Below are 16,535 nucleotides of genomic sequence, written 5' to 3'. Positions count from 1 at the left end.
GAACATGTTCAAAGCTTCTCCTCGCCGGGCCAGGCGTCTGCGAGCCCCCGCGGCGGCGGTGATCGGCCTGGTGGCCGCGACCGCCACCATGATCACCCTCAACGCCGCCGACGCCGCGACCGTCCGCTACGAAGCGGAGAGCGCCCCGGCCACCTGCGACGGCACCATCGATTCGAATCACGCCGGCTACTCCGGCGCGGGGTTCTGCAACTCGAACAACGCGGTCGGCGCGGCCAACCTGTACACGGTGAACGCCGCGGCCGCGGGCACGGCGACGCTCGCGATCCGCTACGCCCACGGCGGCACCGACACCCGCTCAGCCGACATCGTCGTCAACGGCACGACCGTCCAAGCGGCGAGCGCGTTCCCCGCCACCGGCGCGTGGACCACCTGGTTGACCAAGACCGTCACGGTCCCGGTCAACGCGGGCGCGAACACGATCCGCCTGACCGCCTCGACCGCGGCGGGCCTGGCGAACATCGACTACATCGAGTTCGAGGACGGCGCTCCGCCGCAGACCGGCGACGGCCGGTACGAGGTCGAGGAGCTGACGCGCGGCGTGTCCGTGGTGCCCTCGGGCAGCGGGCGGCTCGTCTCCTGGCGGCTGCTGGGCACCGATCCGTCCAATGTCGCCTTCAATGTCTACCGCGACGGCACCAAGCTCAACGCCTCGCCGCTCACCGGCGCGTCGAACTACCTCGACACCGGCGGGTCCTCGTCCTCGCAGTACACCGTGCGCGCGGTCGTCGACGGCACCGAGGGCGCCGCCTCGGGCGCTGAGGCGGTGTTCAACTCCAGCGGCTACCTCAACGTCCCGATCCAGCGGCCCTCCGGGAGCGGCTTCACATACGAGGCCAACGATGTCAGCGTCGGCGACCTCGACGGGGACGGCGACTACGAGTACATCGTCAAGTGGTACCCCTCGAACGCGAAGGACAACGCGCAGGCGGGGGTCACCGGCAACACGATCATCGACGCCTACAAACAGGACGGCACCCGCATGTGGCGCATCGACCTGGGCCGCAACATCCGCTCCGGTGCGCACTACACGCAGTTCCAGGTCTTCGACTACGACGGCGACGGCAAGGCCGAGGTCGCGATGAAGACCGCCGACGGCACCCGTGACGGCGCCGGCACCGTCATCGGCAACGCGAGCGCGGACTACCGCAACGGCGACGGCTACATCCTGTCCGGCCCGGAGTTCCTCACGGTCTTCAACGGCCAGACCGGCGCCGCGATGGACACCGTCAACTACAACCCGCCGCGCGGCAACGTCTCATCCTGGGGCGACAACTACGGCAACCGGGTCGACCGGTTCCTCGCCGGGACCGCCTACCTCGACGGCGAGACCCCGTCGATGATCTTCGCGCGCGGCTACTACACCCGCTCGGTGATCTGGGCGGTCGACTGGAACGGGACCGACCTGACCACCCGCTGGACCTTCGACTCCAACACCGCCGGCTCCCAGTACGCGGGCCAGGGCGCGCACAGCCTCTCGATCGCCGACCTGAACGGCGACGGGAACCAGGACGTCGTCTACGGCGCCATGGCGGTCGGCTCCAACGGGCAGGCGCTGTGGAACACCCGGTTCGGCCACGGCGACGCCCTGCACGTCTCGGACTTCGTGCCGAGCCGCGCGGGCCAGGAGGTCTTCATGGTGCACGAGGCCGGGAACCAGCCGTCCTCGCACCTGAACGGCTCGAACGGCTCGATCATGTTCCAGACCGGCGCGAGCGGCGACAACGGCCGCGGCGTGGCCGCGAACGTGCTCGCCTCCAACGCGGGCGCCGAGTACTGGTCGGCGAACGTCGGCGGCCTGCTCAACGCCTCGGGCCAGAACATCGGGTCGAAGCCCGGCTCGATGAACTTCCTGTCCTGGTGGGACGGTGACGGCGAGCGCGAGCTCCTCGACGGCACGCAGATCACGAACTACCCCTCGGGCACGCTCCTGAGCGGATCGGGCGTCACGTCGAACAACGGCACCAAGTCCACCCCGGCGCTCTCGGCCGACCTGTTCGGCGACTGGCGCGAAGAGGTCGTCTGGAAGACCTCGGACAGTTCGGCGCTGCGGATCTACGCGACCCCGCACCAGACGAACCTGCGCATCGCCACGCTCATGCACGACCCGCAGTACCGGGTCGCGATCGCCTGGCAGAACACCGGTTACAACCAGCCGCCGCACCCGAGCTTCTACATCGGCAGTGACAAGACCGCCTACCCGTGGCCTGACGTCCACACCCCGTGATACCCGCATGCCCCGGGAGCCCGTGCCGGAGGCGCCCGGGGCATGCGCCCCGACCGATCCGGGCCGCGGTCGTCGCCGCGGCCCGACCCTCGCATGACTGGAGCACCAATGATCACTCCCGACACCGCCGACCCGTTCAAGGCCAAGCTCACCCGCCGCTCCCTGGCCGCCCTCGCCGCAGGCGCGGCTGCCGGCGGCCTGTTCGGCACCGCCGCGGCGCACGCGGCGTTCACCCCCGGCACGTGGTACGTGCTGCAGAGCCGCCACTCCGGTCTCGTCTTCGACCTCTCGGCGTCGACCGCGGCCGGGGCGGTGCTCGTGCAGCAGCCCCGGACCGACGCGAACCAGCAGCAGTTCCGCTTCGTGGACGTCGGCGGCGGCTACTACAAGATCCAGGCCCGCCACTCGAGCCTGGTGCTCGACGTCTCGGCCCGCAGCACCGCCAATGGCGCGGACGTCGTGCAGTACAACGACAACGGCGGGACCAACCAGCAGTGGCAGATCCTCGACGACGGCACCTACCTGCGGTTCGTCAACCGCAACTCCGGCAAGGCGCTCGACGTCTGGGAGCGGTCGACGGCCGCGGGCGCGCGCATCTCCCAGTACGACTCGAACGGCGGGACGAACCAGCAGTTCCGGGCGCTCGCCGTCGGGTCGCCGCCCGCCGACGGGACGCCGACGATCTTCATCGCCTCCGATTCCACCGCGCAGACCTACAACTCGGGCTACTACCCGCAGATGGGCTGGGGCCAGAAGCTCGCGGGCTATTTCGACGCGAACACGACCGTGGCCAACCACGCCATCGGCGGGCGCTCCTCGCGATCGTTCATCAACGAGGGCAGGCTGACCACGATCCTCAACGCCATCCGGCCCGGCGACTACCTGTTCGTCCAGTTCGGACACAACGACGCCACGGTCTCACGTCCCGAGCGGTACACCTCGCCCGCGGACTACAAGATGTACCTGCGCGACCACTACATGGCCGGAGCGACCGCGCGCGGCGCCACCCCGGTCCTGCTCACGCCGGTCTCGCGGCGCGACTACGACTCCAGCGGCAACTTCCGGGTCTCCTTCCCCGACTACGTGAACAAGGTCTACGAGCTCGTCAGCGAGACCGGCGTGGCGATGATCGACCTCTCGGCCCGCTCGCGCGCCTACCTCAACGGCATCGGGCCCGAAGCGGCCAAACGGGTCTTCCTGCACTTGGCCGCCGGTCAGTACCCGGCCTTCCCCAACGGCGTCGCCGACAACACCCACTTCCAGGAGTACGGCGCGAACCAGATGGCCCGCATCGTCTCCGAAGGCGCGAAGGCGCTCCCGCTCCCCATCGCCGGACACGTCAAGTAGCCCGCCTTGTCATTCCTCCTCAAGATCGGAGCGGTCATGCGGACCTCCACCGTTCAACGCCTGCGCAAGCCCGTCGCCGTCCTGGCAGCGGCGGCAGCGGCCCTCGCCTTCCTGGTCCTCACCCCCGCGGGCGCCTCCGCCGCGCCGGACACCTCGGCCTGGTACGTGATCCAGTCGCGCTCCTCAGGGCTCGTGTTCGAGATCGAAGGCGCGTCCACCGCGACCGGCGCCCGCCTCGTCCAGAACACCCGCACCGAAGCGGCGAACCAGCAGTTCCGGTTCATCGACTCCGGCGGCGGCTACTACCGGATCCAGGCCCGCCACTCGGGCCAAGTGCTCGACGTGTGGCAGAAGAGCCTCGCCGACGGCGCGACCATCGCGCAGTACACCGACCAGAACTCGACCAACCAGCAGTGGCAGGTCCAGGAGAGCGGCGGCTACGCGATGTTCATCAGCCGCCTGTCCGGCAAGGCGCTCGACGTCTGGGAGCGCTCGACGGCCCCGGGCGCGCGCATCAGCCAGTACACCGCCACCGGCGGCACCAACCAGCAGTTCCAGTTGATCCCCGTCGACGGCGGCGAGCCCGGCGGCGGCCTCGACGGCTGCACCGGCACCTCGCCCATCTCCTGCCGGTACGACGTGCCGCCCGGGACCTACGACGTCACCGTGGTCCTCGGGGGCGCGACCGCCGGATCCACAGTGGTCACTGCTGAGGCCCGGCGCACGATGCTCGGCACGACGGTCACCGCCGCCGGGCAGCAGGTGACCAAGACCTTCACCGTCAACGTGCGCAACCCCGAAGGCCAGCCGACCGCCTCCACCGGCAACCCCGGGCTCAACCTGTACTTCGGCGGCACCGCGCCGCGCCTGAGCAGCGTCGCCGTCACGCCCGTGCGGCAGCCGCAGCTGTTCCTCGCGGGCGACTCGACGGTCTGCGACCAGTCCACCCGCCCGTACACCGGCTGGGGCCAGCAGCTGCCGCAGTACTTCACTCAGGGCCTCTCGGTCGCGAACTACGCCGATTCGGGCGACAGCTCCGGCTCGTTCCTGTCCGACTCCCGGCTCTTCCCGACCATGCGCCCGCTCATCCGCCCCGGCGACGTGGTGCTCATCCAGTTCGGGCACAACGACAAGCAGACCAGCGCCTCCACCTTCCGCTCGAACCTCACCCGCCTGATCGACGGCGTGGAAGCCCAAGGCGGCGTCCCGGTCCTCGTGACGCCGATCGTCCGCCGCTCGTTCAACAGCGACGGGACCCTCAACAACGGCACCGCCCTGCACGTCAACGGCGTCGGCGCCGACCTGCCCCGCGAGATGCGCACCCTGGCGCAGCAGCAGGGCGTGGACCTCATCGACCTCACCGCGCTCACCAAGCAGATGGTCGAACAGCTCGGCCCCGAACGCTCCAAGGTCCTCTACCTCACCAACGAGGCGAGCGACAACACCCACACCTCCGAGTACGGCGCCGACCAGTTCGCGCAGCTGGTCCGCAACGAGATGCGCGATCAGGGGATCGTGCCCGCCGGGCTCTTCCGCTGACCCCCGAAAGGAACCCTTCATGCGACCACCACGACGGAGCACTGCGGCCGCATCGGCGGCCCTCGTGCTCGCCGGTGCGATGGCCGGCGTCATCGGCCCAGCCGACTCGGCCTCGGCGCTGTACGGCGAGGCCGAGATCAGCCCGATCGAGAGCAACCTCGCCGCCAAGTTCTGGGTGGAGGCGTCCGTGAGTAGCGGCGCTGAGACCGCCGCGCTCGCTATCGACCAGGACCCGGCCACCGCGTGGACGCCGACTGATCCCGGTGCGGGCCAATGGCTCCGACTGGACCTGGGCGGGGCCTACGGCAACCTCCGCAAAGTCCATGTTGCCTTCGCGGACCCCGGCGCCGTCCACCAGTACATAGTGGAGGCATCGCCGGACGGCGAGCAGTGGGAGGTCGTCGCGGACCGGTCGGGCAACGCCTCCCCGGGCGCGGGCGGCGTCGACCTGTTCACCCTTCCCGGCACCCGGTACGTCCGAGTGACCGTCACCGAAACCTCGCCGGGCGCGGCGGTCGGCGTCAGTGAACTGGAGGTCTACAACTACCTGCGCGACGACGTGGTTCTCGGCGCCGACCTGTCCTGGATGGACGGAGCGACCCGCGAGTACTGGGTGAGCCCGCTCGAGCAGGACCGCGGCGCGGGCCCGCACCTGCTCGACGTCATGCAGGACCGCGGCATGGAGTACACGCGGCTGCGGGTGTTCAACGAGCCGCGTAACGAGTCCACCGGCGGCCTCAACCCCGTGCCGTACCAAGGACCTGAGCGGACCCTGGACTCGGCGATGCAGGTCGCCGAGCGCGGGCTCGGCCTCGGCATCGACTTCCACTACGCCGACTCCTGGGCCGACCCTGGCAAGCAGCCCAAGCCCCGCGCCTGGGCCGAACTCGAGTTCTCCGAGCTTACCGACGCGGTCTACGACTACACCTACGACTACGTGAGTCAGCTTGTGGCGCAAGGGACCGTCCCCGACAAGGTCGCGGTCGGCAACGAGATCGCCAACGGGTTCATGTGGGGCAGCGAGGCGGTCGGTGCTCCCGCGACGGAGGCGGTGCACGCGGGCGCGAACCCGCCGTACTTCCGCAACCAGGCCTCGGTCTACCAGTCCCAGCCTGGCGGCGGCATCCTCTGGCAGTACCGGAACTCGGCCGACCCGGCCGAGCGCCAGCGCTACCTTGACTCCTGGGACCGGTTCACGACGCTCCTCGCGGCCGGCATCGCCGCGGTCCGCGACGCCTCGCCCGAGTCCGAAGTGGAGCTGCACTCGGTGATCGGGCGGATCAGCGGCATGGGCAAGGCGGGGGAGTACTGGGACCAGCTCACCACCCGCCTGAACGCCAAAGGCCAGGACTTCGACGTCCTCGGCCTCTCGTACTATCCCGAGCACCACGGCAGCCTCGACCAGATGGAGTCGAACCTCCACACCCTCGCGACCACGTACCCGCAGTACAAGATCGAGATCGCCGAGACCTCCTACCCGGCGACGGGCACCGGCACGATGCCGAACTCGACGTTCCCGCGCACCGTCCAAGGCCAGGCCGACGCGATCCAGCACGTCTTCCAGATGGTCAACGACGTCGTCGGCGACCAGGGCGCCGGCGCGCTCGTATGGGAGCCCGCGAACTGGCAGTCGATGTTCCGCAACGTGCCGGGCACGAACACCTCGGAGCCGAACGCCTCGATCGACGTCTACCACCGCAGCCGCGCGACCCACGTCATCGAGGACACGGTCTACACGGCTGTCGAGACCGGTGGCGTTCCCGCGCTGCCCGAGACCGTGCAGGTGCTGACCACTGCGGACGGTTCGGAGAAGGCCGTTCCGGTCGAGTGGGGCGAGACGCCGTCCACCGACGAGTCCGGGCGGGTCACCGTCGCCGGTACGACCGAGTTCGGTGAGGTCGCGGCGGTCGTCGACGTGGTCGACGCCTTCGCGTCGCCCGCTTGCGACGCGGAGGTGAGCGGTGCGCACTACGGACCGCTCGCGGTCGCTTCGGGCACGACCTGCCTGGGTGAAGGCGCCCGCGTGTTCGGCCCGGTGAGCGTCGCCGAAGGGGCCTCGCTCGTGACGGACGGCGCCCGGATCACCGGACCGGTCTCGGCCACGGGAGCCGACGCAGTGGTCATGTGCGGCACGCAGATCGCCGGCCCCGTGACGCTCAACGGCGGCGCAGCGGTGGTCATCGGCGATCCGCTGCTCGGCTGCGAGTCGAACACCGTGCTCGGGCCGGTGACGGTCACCGGCGTCGCAGGCTGGAACACGATCGCGGGCAATGAGATCAGCGGGCCGCTCTCGTGCACCGGCAACGAACCGGCGCCGACCGGCACCGGCAACGAGGTGCGGGGGCCGAAGAGCGGCCAGTGCGCCGGGCTCTGAGCGGCTAGGCCCGGCGGCCGCCTGTGGCGTGCCGCCGGGCCTTTCGGACTCAAGCGGTCGACTCCCGCGGAATGACCTCGCACGGCGCGGTGAACTCGCGGGGCGGGATCAGCGGGTCGTCGATGCGGGAGAGGATCAGCTCCACCGCTTTGGCGGCCTTCCACCGATGGTCGGGGCCGACGGTGGACAGCGACGGGATGTAGAGCGCGGACTCAGGGAGGTCGTCGAAGCCGATGACGCGGATGTCGCCGGGGACGCTCACGCCCCGATCGTGCAGGCCGCGGATGACGCCCATGGCCGCCATGTCGTTGAGCGCCACCACGCCGTCGACGTCGAGTCCCGAGTCGGCGATCCGGTGTCCGGTGGCGCGGGCGTCGTCCCGCGAGAGGGAGTCGACGACGAAGCGCAGCCGCGGGTCCGGCCGGATCCCGCGCTCCTCGAGCGCGGTCCGGTAGCCGTTGTAGCGGCGCGTGAGCATGGTGAGCCGGCCGAGGTTGCCGCCGGTGACGACGGCGACGCGGCGGCATCCCCGGTCGAGGAGGTGCGCGGTCGCCGCGGCGGTGCCCGCCTCGTTCGCGACGGTGACGTGGTCGAACCGGCCCGTGGGGTCCTGCTCGCCGAGGACCACGATCGGAGGGCTCTGGTCGGTGAGCGGCAGTCCGGGTGCGTCGGCTTCGGCGGCCGTGAGTGAGAGGATGAGGCCGTCGAGCTGAAGCCGCTGCGACTGGGCGACGGCCGCGGCCTCGCCCACGGCGGCGGCGCCGGTCTGCTCGACCGCGACATGGTAGCCGTGCCGCTGCGCCTCCTCGATGACCAGTGCGGCGAACATCCCGAAGTAGGCGTTGCCGACCTGCGGGACGGCGAGCCCGATGACGCCGCTGCGACCGGACCGGAGGCTCCGCGCCGCCGCGTTGATCTGGTACCCGGATTCGCGAATGGCGGCCAGAACCCGTTCACGCGCCTCGGGGCTGACCCTGACGCGGTCGTTGATGACGTTGGAGACCGTCATCGTCGAGACACCAGCGAGCTCGGCAACGTCGTTCATGGTGATCCTGCCGCGTTTCACCATGCCTCCACAACTCACGCATTCATCGGTCGCGCCCGGGCGGAAGCCCGCAGCGCCAGGGGGTTCGCAAACGCGGCGGGGCCGCCGCGAACCCGAGTCTATCGAGTCGTCCCGGGGCTGCGGTGCCTGCAGTTGCACCAGGCGTGCGATGCCGCCGGGATCCGCGGCTCGATGAGCTCCCGCAACCCGTTCGACAGGGGGAGTCAGCTTCCGATAGGAGCGGGTCGTATGGATCCGGGCGGGCTCGACCGAGCCCGCCCGTACCTCAGGAACACCTGGGCCTGACCTGTGCTTCGCCGCTAACGCTGCAGGGTCAGCAGACCCGGTCGATAGGGCAGCGTGCCGTACTCCCCGCCGTCAGTGCTGGGGTCGCGTCCCTGGTAGAGGAACTGCAGGTTGCAGGGGTCGATGGTCTTGGTCTGGTCGGGGTTGGTGCGAACCAGGTCGCCGTGGCTGATGTCCCGGGTCCAGGTCGCGCCGCTGTTGGCACTCCCGGCGAAGGGGCTGTTCGCGGTCTCGGCCCCGGCCTGCGGTGTCCACGTGCCGTCGAGGCTGGTGGCCGTGAACGAGCGGAAGTAGCGACCGAACCCTGTGTAGTTCTGGGCCTCGACGATCATGAGGTACTGGTTCTGCCCCTGGACCTTGTAGACCTCGACCGCCTCGAACAGGTTGAGCGGCGTGTCCCGCATGATCTCCGTGAACGGACCGAAGGTGCCCGGGAAGTTGCCGATGGGCATGCTGGCGCGGTAGATGCCGCCCTCATCGTCGGCGAAGAACATGTACATGTTCGTGTCGTCGCCGATGAGGGTCACGTCGAGGGGACCCCCCTTCGGGAGGGTGCCCGTGAACAGCTCCTGCTGCGCGGACCAGCCGTTGGGGTTGGTGGGGTCGCTCGAGGTGCGGTAGCCGAAGCTGTACGGCCAAGCTCCGTTGTAGGCGAGCACCCAGAGGCCCTTCGGCGCGAAGTAGAACAGCGTCGGCGCGATGCCGTCGAAGGGAATCGTGTTCTGGGTGGCGGTGGCCATGTCGGACCAGTTCGTGAAGGGGCTGAAGGACATCAGTCCCCAGTTGCCGTCGGGATAGGGCAACGCGCCGTGCGTCGTGGCGTAGACGAGGTACTGGCCGTTGTGGACGACGGCGGTGAAGTCTTTGAGCGATGCCCACCCCGCCTTCGGTTGCGCCAGGGGGCCGGTCGATGTCCAGTTGTACGTCGACGGAAGCGTGCAGGCGCCGCTGCCGCCGTCGACGCGGACGAGTTGCCATTGCTGGTTGGTGCCGTTCCAGTCGCTGTACTGGACGACGCCTGCGCCGTCGCCGGTCGCGGCGTTCTGGACTTCGACCGCCTTGTTGCTGTTGCGGTTGATCAACCGCACGTAGCCGCTGTCGGAGTCGGCCAGCCGGAACTGCTGGTTGGCGCCGCCGTGGTCGGTCCACTGGTGGATAGCGGCACCGTCAGCCGTCGACCAGCTGGAGACGTCGAGCACCTTGCCTGAGTGCCGCGCTTTGATCTTGTAGTAGCCGCCTCCGGCGTCCACGAACTGGAACTGCTGGTTCTGGGCGTCCGTGCGGGTCCACTGGTGGACGTTGGCGCCGTCGGCAGTGGACACACCGCTGACGTCCAGGGCCTTGCCGCTGTTGCGGTTCACCAGCACATACCAGGCGTTCGGGTCGGTCGACTGCTGGGCTCGGGCTGCAGTCAACGGGCTGAGTACGGTGGCGGCGGCGGCCCCGGCGAGCGCGCTGGCGCCGCCGATGAGCATCCGCCTGCGGCTCTTGGGGGTTTCCATCCAGGCCATGCTGGTCTCCTTAGTCGAGGTTCGCTTCCCGCAGGTCGCCGACGCGTCGGGCATGGGCATGCGGGTTCATTGCCAGGGCTGGGACCGGACCGGCTGGTGCGCCGCCGAGGCCTGGTCTGGATCGAACTCACATTGAGCGTGTCTCAGAGCGTGCGTGCCGCCGGATCCCATTGGTGTGGAAGGGGATCGGGCGCGGTCGCAGTGCTCTGCGGTTCGGCGGCGCTCCCTGACGCCGCGGCCTCGGTGATCGCGGCCATGACGTCGAGGACGTGGAAGGCGATTTCGGCGGAGGCCCGCTCGGCGGTTCCGGATCGGATGGCGCGGGCCAGGTCGAGCACCCCGGCGCCTCTGCCGTAGTCGGGTCCGACGGCATCGATCACCTCCGTCTCGCCGCCGTTGCGCCACAGCTGCGAGGAACCCCCGAAGCCGTTCGGGTCGGGGAGTGCGAGCGTGCCCGAGGTACCGGTGACCTCGACGAGGCCGGTCCGCGCCAGGTGGGACTCGAAGCTGAACACGGCGACCGCGCTCGCGCCGCCGTGGAACTCCAGCAGCGCGCTGTGCGCGGTCGGCACGTTCACGGGGAACTCGGTTCCGGCGCGCGGACCTGAACCGATGACGCGCGTGGCGTGGGACCGCGACGAGGTCGCGCTGACGCGGCGTACCGGTCCGAAGACGTGGACGAGGGCGGTCAGGTAGTACGGCCCGATGTCGAACAGCGGGCCGCCGCCGGTGTCGAAGAGGAACTCCGGGCTCGGGTGCCATGATTCGGGGCCGGGGGCCTGCATGACCGCCAGGGCGGTGAGCGGTTCCCCGATCCGGCCGTCCTTGATGGCTCGCAGGCCGGTCTGGTGGCCGGAGCCGAGGACGGTGTCCGGCGCGCACGCGACCCTGAGGCCGCGCCGCTTCGCCTCGTCCAGCAGCATCAGGCCGCTCTCGCGGTCCATGGCGACGGGCTTCTCGCTCCACACGTGCTTGCCCGCGCGAAGGATCTGGAGGCCGACCTCGACGTGCGCGGCGGGGATCGTCAGGTTCACCACGATCTCGATGTCTTCGCGTGCAAGGAGTTCGGCCACGGTTCCCGACGCCGGGACGCCGAACGCCTCCGCTTGGACGTGGGCCCGTTCCGTGTCGAGGTCGGCCACGAACCGCATTGCGAGGTCGGGGAACGTCGTGAGGTTGCGCAGGTATTCGCCGCTGATGACTCCCGCGCCGATGACGCCGACGCCTACCGGCCCGCCGCTCATGACGCCTGCCCGGAGACGAACCGCAGGCTCTGCGCGATCCCAGCGAAGATGTCGCCGGCGTAGTCGTCGAATTCGATCACCCGCACCGCCTGGGGCGCGGCGGCCAGGATCTCCTTGACCGGCATGTCGCCCGATCCCGCGGGCAGCTGCGCGGCCGCGTCGCCGCTTTGGGGCCCGTCCTTGACGTGGATCAGTTGCACGCGATCACCCAGGCGGGCAAGGAGCTCCGGCGCGCTCTGGCCGCCGACCTCGGCCCAGTAGGTGTCGACTTCTAGCACCACTGTGGGGTCGAGTCGGTCCGCGAACACGTCGAAGGCGTTGCGTCCGTTGATGTCGGACTCGAACTCCCAGGTGTGGTTGTGGTAGCCGACCTCGAGGCCGAGGGGTTGCGCTTGGGCGGCGATCTGCCCGAGCCGTTCCGCGATGGCGGACACGCCGTGCTCGGTCTCCCATCCGTGGCGGATCATCGGATCGATGAGTGTCCGCATGCCGAGGGCGGCCGCGGCCTCGAGTGCGCGCTCGGCATCGTTCTGCTCGACGAAGGATGCGTGGCCCGAGAGCGCGGTCAGACCCGCGTTCGCGAGCGCGGTGCGGTACTCGTCGACTCGGTCGACGAAGCCGAAGAGTTCGACGTTCGCGAAGCCGAGCTCCGCTATGCGGTCGAGCGTTCCCGGCAGATCGGCGGCGAGCGCGTCCCGCACACTGTAGAGCTGCACCGAAAGCGCGGCGGTCATGGTGGTCTCCTTCTGGTCGGGGGACGGGATGTCGCCGGAAGGGTTGAAGTAGCGAAGGATCTTTAAATTTGGATATGCCTACAAACTAACAATATGACGAGAGTCCTTCCCCGCACAAGGCTTACCCGTGAAAAAGATCAGATGAATACCTGCAAGCCTTCCCGGCTCTCAGCGTCCGCCGCTGGAGTTCTCGCAGGCTTCTGACGCCCGGACCCCGGGTCACCGCTGCACCGTGAAGATCCTGGCGGCGGGTCCCGTCGGAAGCTCGACGACCGGCGTCTCGCCGTCGGTGCGGATCCTCCACTCCGGCAAAGCGACCGGGTAGACCTGCTTCAGGTCCCGCCCGCGCAGCCCCGGCAACGCGACCTCCGCAGCCTCACCGCGCGACCACATCGCCAGCAGCGACTCGGATCCGGCGTCGAGCCGCAAGGCGATCACCTCGTCCCCCCAGCCCGGAAGCCCCAGCGGCCACACCGGATGCGACCTGGCGATCCGGTGCCGCCAGTCCTTATGCAGCGCAACGGCTTCGCGGACCAGCGCGGACTGCTCCGCACTCAGCTCGTTGAGGAACCCGGAGAGGTACAGCCGGCCCATGGCGCCTGCCGTCATAGCGAACGCCGTCTCCTCCAAGTTCATCGTCGCGGCCGGATACGCCCAGTTCCCTGCCTGCTCGGGAAGGACGCTCGCGGGCGCCGCCGCTGCGATCGGGGCGTACTTCCGGAAGTCCTCCTGGTCCGAGGTCGACTGCAGATGCGCCACCGAAAGGAGGTGGTAGTCCATGCGCAGCGCACCCGAACCGCAGTTCTCGAACAGCACGCCCGGATGCCGGGCGTGCACGCCGAGCAGCCAGTCGCGGAAGGCCCGGGTGTGACCGAGCAGCCCCGCCCCCGGCGCGTCGGCGTCCACTTCGGTCCCGCCGCCGATGTTCCTGTTGTAGTCGAGTTTGATGAACTCGAGCCCGAACTCGTCCACCAGCCGGTCCACCGCCTCGTCCAGGTGCGCGCGCGCCGCCGGATGCCGCAGGTCGAGCTGGAAGTTCCCCGCCACGATCACCCGCTCGCCGAACCGCTGGAAGAACGCCTCGTCCGGCAGCCGCTCCGCGATCGCCGACTCGACCCCGACCGACTCCGGCTCCAACCACAACCCGGGCCGCATGCCGTTGGCGCGGATGGCGTCGATGACCGACGACAAGCCGCCGGTGAACCGCTCGGGAGCCTCGAGCCACTCGCCCGCGCCGACCCACCAGGCGCTGCCGGGCACGGCGTACCACCCGGCGTCGATGCAGAAGTACTCCGCGCCCGCCTCGGCGGCCGACTCGATGAGCGGCAGCAGCCGCTCAGTCGACGGCTCGCCCATGAGCGTGTTCATGTAGTCGTTGTAGACCACCGGCAGCCGGGCGTCGACCGGGCGCACCTCGCGGATCGCGCGCCGGTAACCGGTGAGCGCCGCGAAGGCCGCGTCCCGGCCGCCATCGGCGACGCAGAGTCCCGCCGGCACCGAGGTGAACTCCTCGCCCGGCGCCAGCCGCGCGGCGAACTGGTGATGCCTGTCGGTCGCGCCGTGCACGCCCACAGTCACAGTGCTTCCGGTCTGCGCCGCCTCCCAGTGCCAGCCAGCGCTCGTCTCGACCTGCCACGCGATCGAAGGGACGGTCTCGGCCGCGAGGACCCCGGTCGGCAGGAACGAACCGGTCGACCAGCTCCCATGGCTGGTCAGCGAGAAGAGCCCGCGCGGGTGCTGGCCGCCGTGCAGCGGGGGATCGGTGTCGGGCAGCAGCTCGCGCAATGGGCGCTGCCGCCAGCGCCCCTCGGCTCGCCATTCGCTCTCGCCCCAGAGGAGGTCGTGCCCGCCGTCGGCGAGCACGGCCACGAGCGCCGAGCTCACCGAGAGCAGTACGAGGCTCCGGTCGGCCGCGTTGCGGACGGTGTGCCGGATCTGGACGCCGGGTCCGGCGGCGCGGAAGACGCTGAGCACCTCGATGCCGAACTCCGGTGCCCGCTGGCGGATCCGCAGCTCGGTCTCGTCAGATTCGTGGCCCGCGTAGCGGAGCCGTTGCCCGGCGCTGGAGTAGAGGAGGCCCTGGTCGTCGCTGGCGTCATGCTTGACCCCCGCGGTGGTGACGTCGATGATCGCCCAGGGCTCGGCCGCTGACGGCGCCTCGGGTGCGGTCGCGAGGCGCACGAGCCGCACGGGCCGGTCGTCGCGGTGGTCGAACTGCAGGTGGAGCCCGGGTCGGGCCCACTCGAAGGCCGGATCCTCGTCACGGTGCGACGTGGCTTGCGATGTCATTTACTACTCCACTCTCGATTGCGGGGCTTTGCCCTGGTTCCTCGTCATTGCTCGGCGAGGACGCGGATGGCCATGTGTTCGCGGCCGGGCGGGTGGCCGACGATGGGCCGCCCGTACTCGAAGGACCGCCAGCCGAAGGCGCTACCCGCCGTGAACGGGCCTCCTTCGCGGAGGCCCGTTCCGTTCTGGTTATACGGCGAAGCGCCACCAGTCCACATTGAACAGAAAACCGCTGCTGCCGGTGAAGTTCAGGTACAGGTCGCGGGTGCCGGTCGCGCCGCTGACCGGGCAGGTGACGTCCGCCCAGGTCTGCCAGCCTCCGGTGCCCGCGACGGTGCACCTGCCCACGACAGGGCCGCTGGGGCCGTCGACCCGCAGCTCGATCGTGCCGCCGCTGGTCGCCGAGGCCACGCGGGCGGTGAACTGGCGCGCGCCGGTGCCGAAGGCCACCCCCTTGACCTTGATCGAGTTCCCGTTCTCGATCCAGCCGACGTTCATCCCGCCGGCGGCGGTCCACTCGGTCTCGACCCCCGTAGCCCAGGCGATCGTCTCGGCCTCCTGGCGCACATAGGGATTGAGGGTCCCCACTTGCGGCGGCCCGGCCGTGGTCATGTTCATCTGCGGGATCGTGCCGTCTGCGTTGTAGGTGAACTTCTCGACGGCCACGGACCTGGTGAAACCGCCGCCGCCGGGCAGGGCGCCGTTGTGGTAGAAGAAGTACGACGATCCCTTGAAGTCGATCACGCCCGGATGGTTCGTGAAGGCGTTGCCCTGCGCCGGCATGACCGTGCCCCGGTAGGTCCACGGCCCGGTCGGGCTCGGGGCCGTCGAGTAGGCGATGAACTCCTGGCAGCACTGCGCCGCGAACACGTTGTAGTACAGCGATCCGCGCTTGTAGACCCACGGCCCCTCCTCATAGAGGGTCGGCCGGTCCGTTCCCCCGGGGCGGGTGCCGAAGCCCTCCGTGGTGAGGGGGATCTTGGTGGGGGAGCCCGAGTAGGAGATCATGTCGGCATTGAGCTTCACGTACCACAGGTTCGGGTTGCCCCAGTAGAGATAGGCCTGCCCGTCGTCGTCGATGAAGACCGTCGGGTCGATCTCGCCGTTCATGAGGAGCGGGTGCCCGAGGGCGTCCCAGAACGGACCGGTGGGGCTGTTCGAGACGGCCACGCCGATCGCGAACTGGCCTGTGGTCCGCTCGGAGGTGGGGACGTACCAGTAGAACATGCCGTTTCGTTCGACGGCCTGGCCCGCCCAGGCGTTCGCGCCCGCCCAGCTGAACGTGTCGAGGCTGAGCGGCGAGCCGTGGTCGGTCCAGTTGGCCATGTCGTCGGAGGAGTAGACCCGCCAGTCCTTCATATTGAACGAGGAGGTCGAGCCGTCCTCGTCGTGCCCCGTGTAGAGGTAGACGCGTCCGTTGTGGACCAGCGGCGCGGGGTCGGCGGTGTAGATGGTCTGGACGATCGGATTGTCGGCCTGTGCCGGGTCGGGCGACGGATCGGCGGCGGTGCTCAGCAGGGCCGCGACGAACCCCGCGGCCAGCGCCGCCGCGAGGCGGCGTCTCAGTTGGGGTGTCTTCATGGGGAACCTCTCCGGCGCTCGCGCGCCACGGGTGTCATGCAGGATGCGCGAATCGGGTGTTGCGGGTGCTTATGCGGTGACCGTGAAGCGTTTGACGGCGACGGCGCCGCCGAGGGATCGGGTGGCGTGGTTGAAGACCGCGAACCGGGGGCCCATGATCGGCTCCCGGTACGCCGCCGCTCCGCAACCGGGCCGCCCTCGTGCTCCACCAGCTCCGAAACATCTGATGATTTCCCGGAATCTCGGGCGATTCGAACTATAGGGAGATCTCGATATGCAGTCAACGGTTTGATGAAAAGTTTGTTGGCACGCCCAGTGTT

The 16,535-nt window shown here is 69.6% G+C and carries 10 protein-coding genes; 4 read left to right on the top strand and 6 right to left on the bottom strand.

Annotated features, from left to right (window positions below; translation table 11 throughout):
- The first annotated feature begins 4 nt into the window (after positions 1 to 4).
- The 4 genes from ACZ60M_RS10485 to ACZ60M_RS10470 all read left to right on the top strand — a co-directional run bounded on the left by ACZ60M_RS10485 (position 5) and on the right by ACZ60M_RS10470 (position 7,505).
- Positions 5 to 2,245, top strand: a complete 2,241-nt coding sequence (locus tag ACZ60M_RS10485) for a rhamnogalacturonan lyase family protein (protein WP_465416778.1) — start codon at positions 5 to 7, stop codon at positions 2,243 to 2,245.
- Between the two features lie 108 nt (positions 2,246 to 2,353).
- The gene (locus ACZ60M_RS10480) at positions 2,354 to 3,592 is read left to right on the top strand and encodes an RICIN domain-containing protein (protein ID WP_465416776.1); all 1,239 of its coding nucleotides are present in this window, start codon (positions 2,354 to 2,356) and stop codon (positions 3,590 to 3,592) included.
- Positions 3,593 to 3,598: 6 nt separating this feature from the next.
- Positions 3,599 to 5,131, top strand: a complete 1,533-nt coding sequence (locus tag ACZ60M_RS10475) for an RICIN domain-containing protein (protein WP_465416774.1) — start codon at positions 3,599 to 3,601, stop codon at positions 5,129 to 5,131.
- 19 nt (positions 5,132 to 5,150) lie between these two features.
- A complete protein-coding gene (locus ACZ60M_RS10470; protein ID WP_465416772.1) occupies positions 5,151 to 7,505 on the top strand; it encodes a glycosyl hydrolase 53 family protein in 2,355 nt (784 codons plus the stop codon).
- A gap of 49 nt (positions 7,506 to 7,554) precedes the next feature.
- On the opposite strand, the gene ACZ60M_RS10465 is transcribed toward ACZ60M_RS10470, so the two are convergent.
- From ACZ60M_RS10465 to ACZ60M_RS10440, 6 genes are all read right to left on the bottom strand, one after another.
- Positions 7,555 to 8,550 carry a LacI family DNA-binding transcriptional regulator gene (locus ACZ60M_RS10465; RefSeq protein ID WP_465416770.1) on the bottom strand — a complete coding sequence of 332 codons (996 nt, stop codon included), beginning with the start codon at positions 8,548 to 8,550 and terminating at the stop codon, positions 7,555 to 7,557.
- Positions 8,551 to 8,870: 320 nt separating this feature from the next.
- A complete protein-coding gene (locus tag ACZ60M_RS10460) occupies positions 8,871 to 10,358 on the bottom strand; it encodes a non-reducing end alpha-L-arabinofuranosidase family hydrolase (RefSeq protein WP_465416881.1) in 1,488 nt (495 codons plus the stop codon).
- Between the two features lie 152 nt (positions 10,359 to 10,510).
- Positions 10,511 to 11,611 (bottom strand): Gfo/Idh/MocA family protein, encoded by a 1,101-nt coding sequence (locus tag ACZ60M_RS10455; RefSeq protein ID WP_465416768.1) that lies wholly within the window; start codon positions 11,609 to 11,611, stop codon positions 10,511 to 10,513.
- Positions 11,608 to 12,345: a sugar phosphate isomerase/epimerase family protein gene (locus tag ACZ60M_RS10450; protein WP_465416766.1), complete on the bottom strand. Its 738-nt coding sequence runs from the start codon at positions 12,343 to 12,345 to the stop codon at positions 11,608 to 11,610. Before ACZ60M_RS10450 ends, ACZ60M_RS10455 begins: the two co-directional genes overlap by 4 nt.
- A gap of 219 nt (positions 12,346 to 12,564) precedes the next feature.
- Positions 12,565 to 14,634, bottom strand: a complete 2,070-nt coding sequence (locus ACZ60M_RS10445; protein ID WP_465416764.1) for a glycoside hydrolase family 36 protein — start codon at positions 14,632 to 14,634, stop codon at positions 12,565 to 12,567.
- Between the two features lie 189 nt (positions 14,635 to 14,823).
- Positions 14,824 to 16,215, bottom strand: coding sequence for a glycoside hydrolase family 43 protein (locus tag ACZ60M_RS10440; protein WP_465416762.1), 1,392 nt, complete (start codon positions 16,213 to 16,215; stop codon positions 14,824 to 14,826).
- Positions 16,216 to 16,535 lie beyond the last annotated feature (320 nt).

Source organism: Glycomyces sp. NPDC050141, assembly GCF_055586545.1.
Note: the sequence above shows the minus strand (reverse complement) of the source record. Positions and strands in the feature narration are given on the sequence as shown.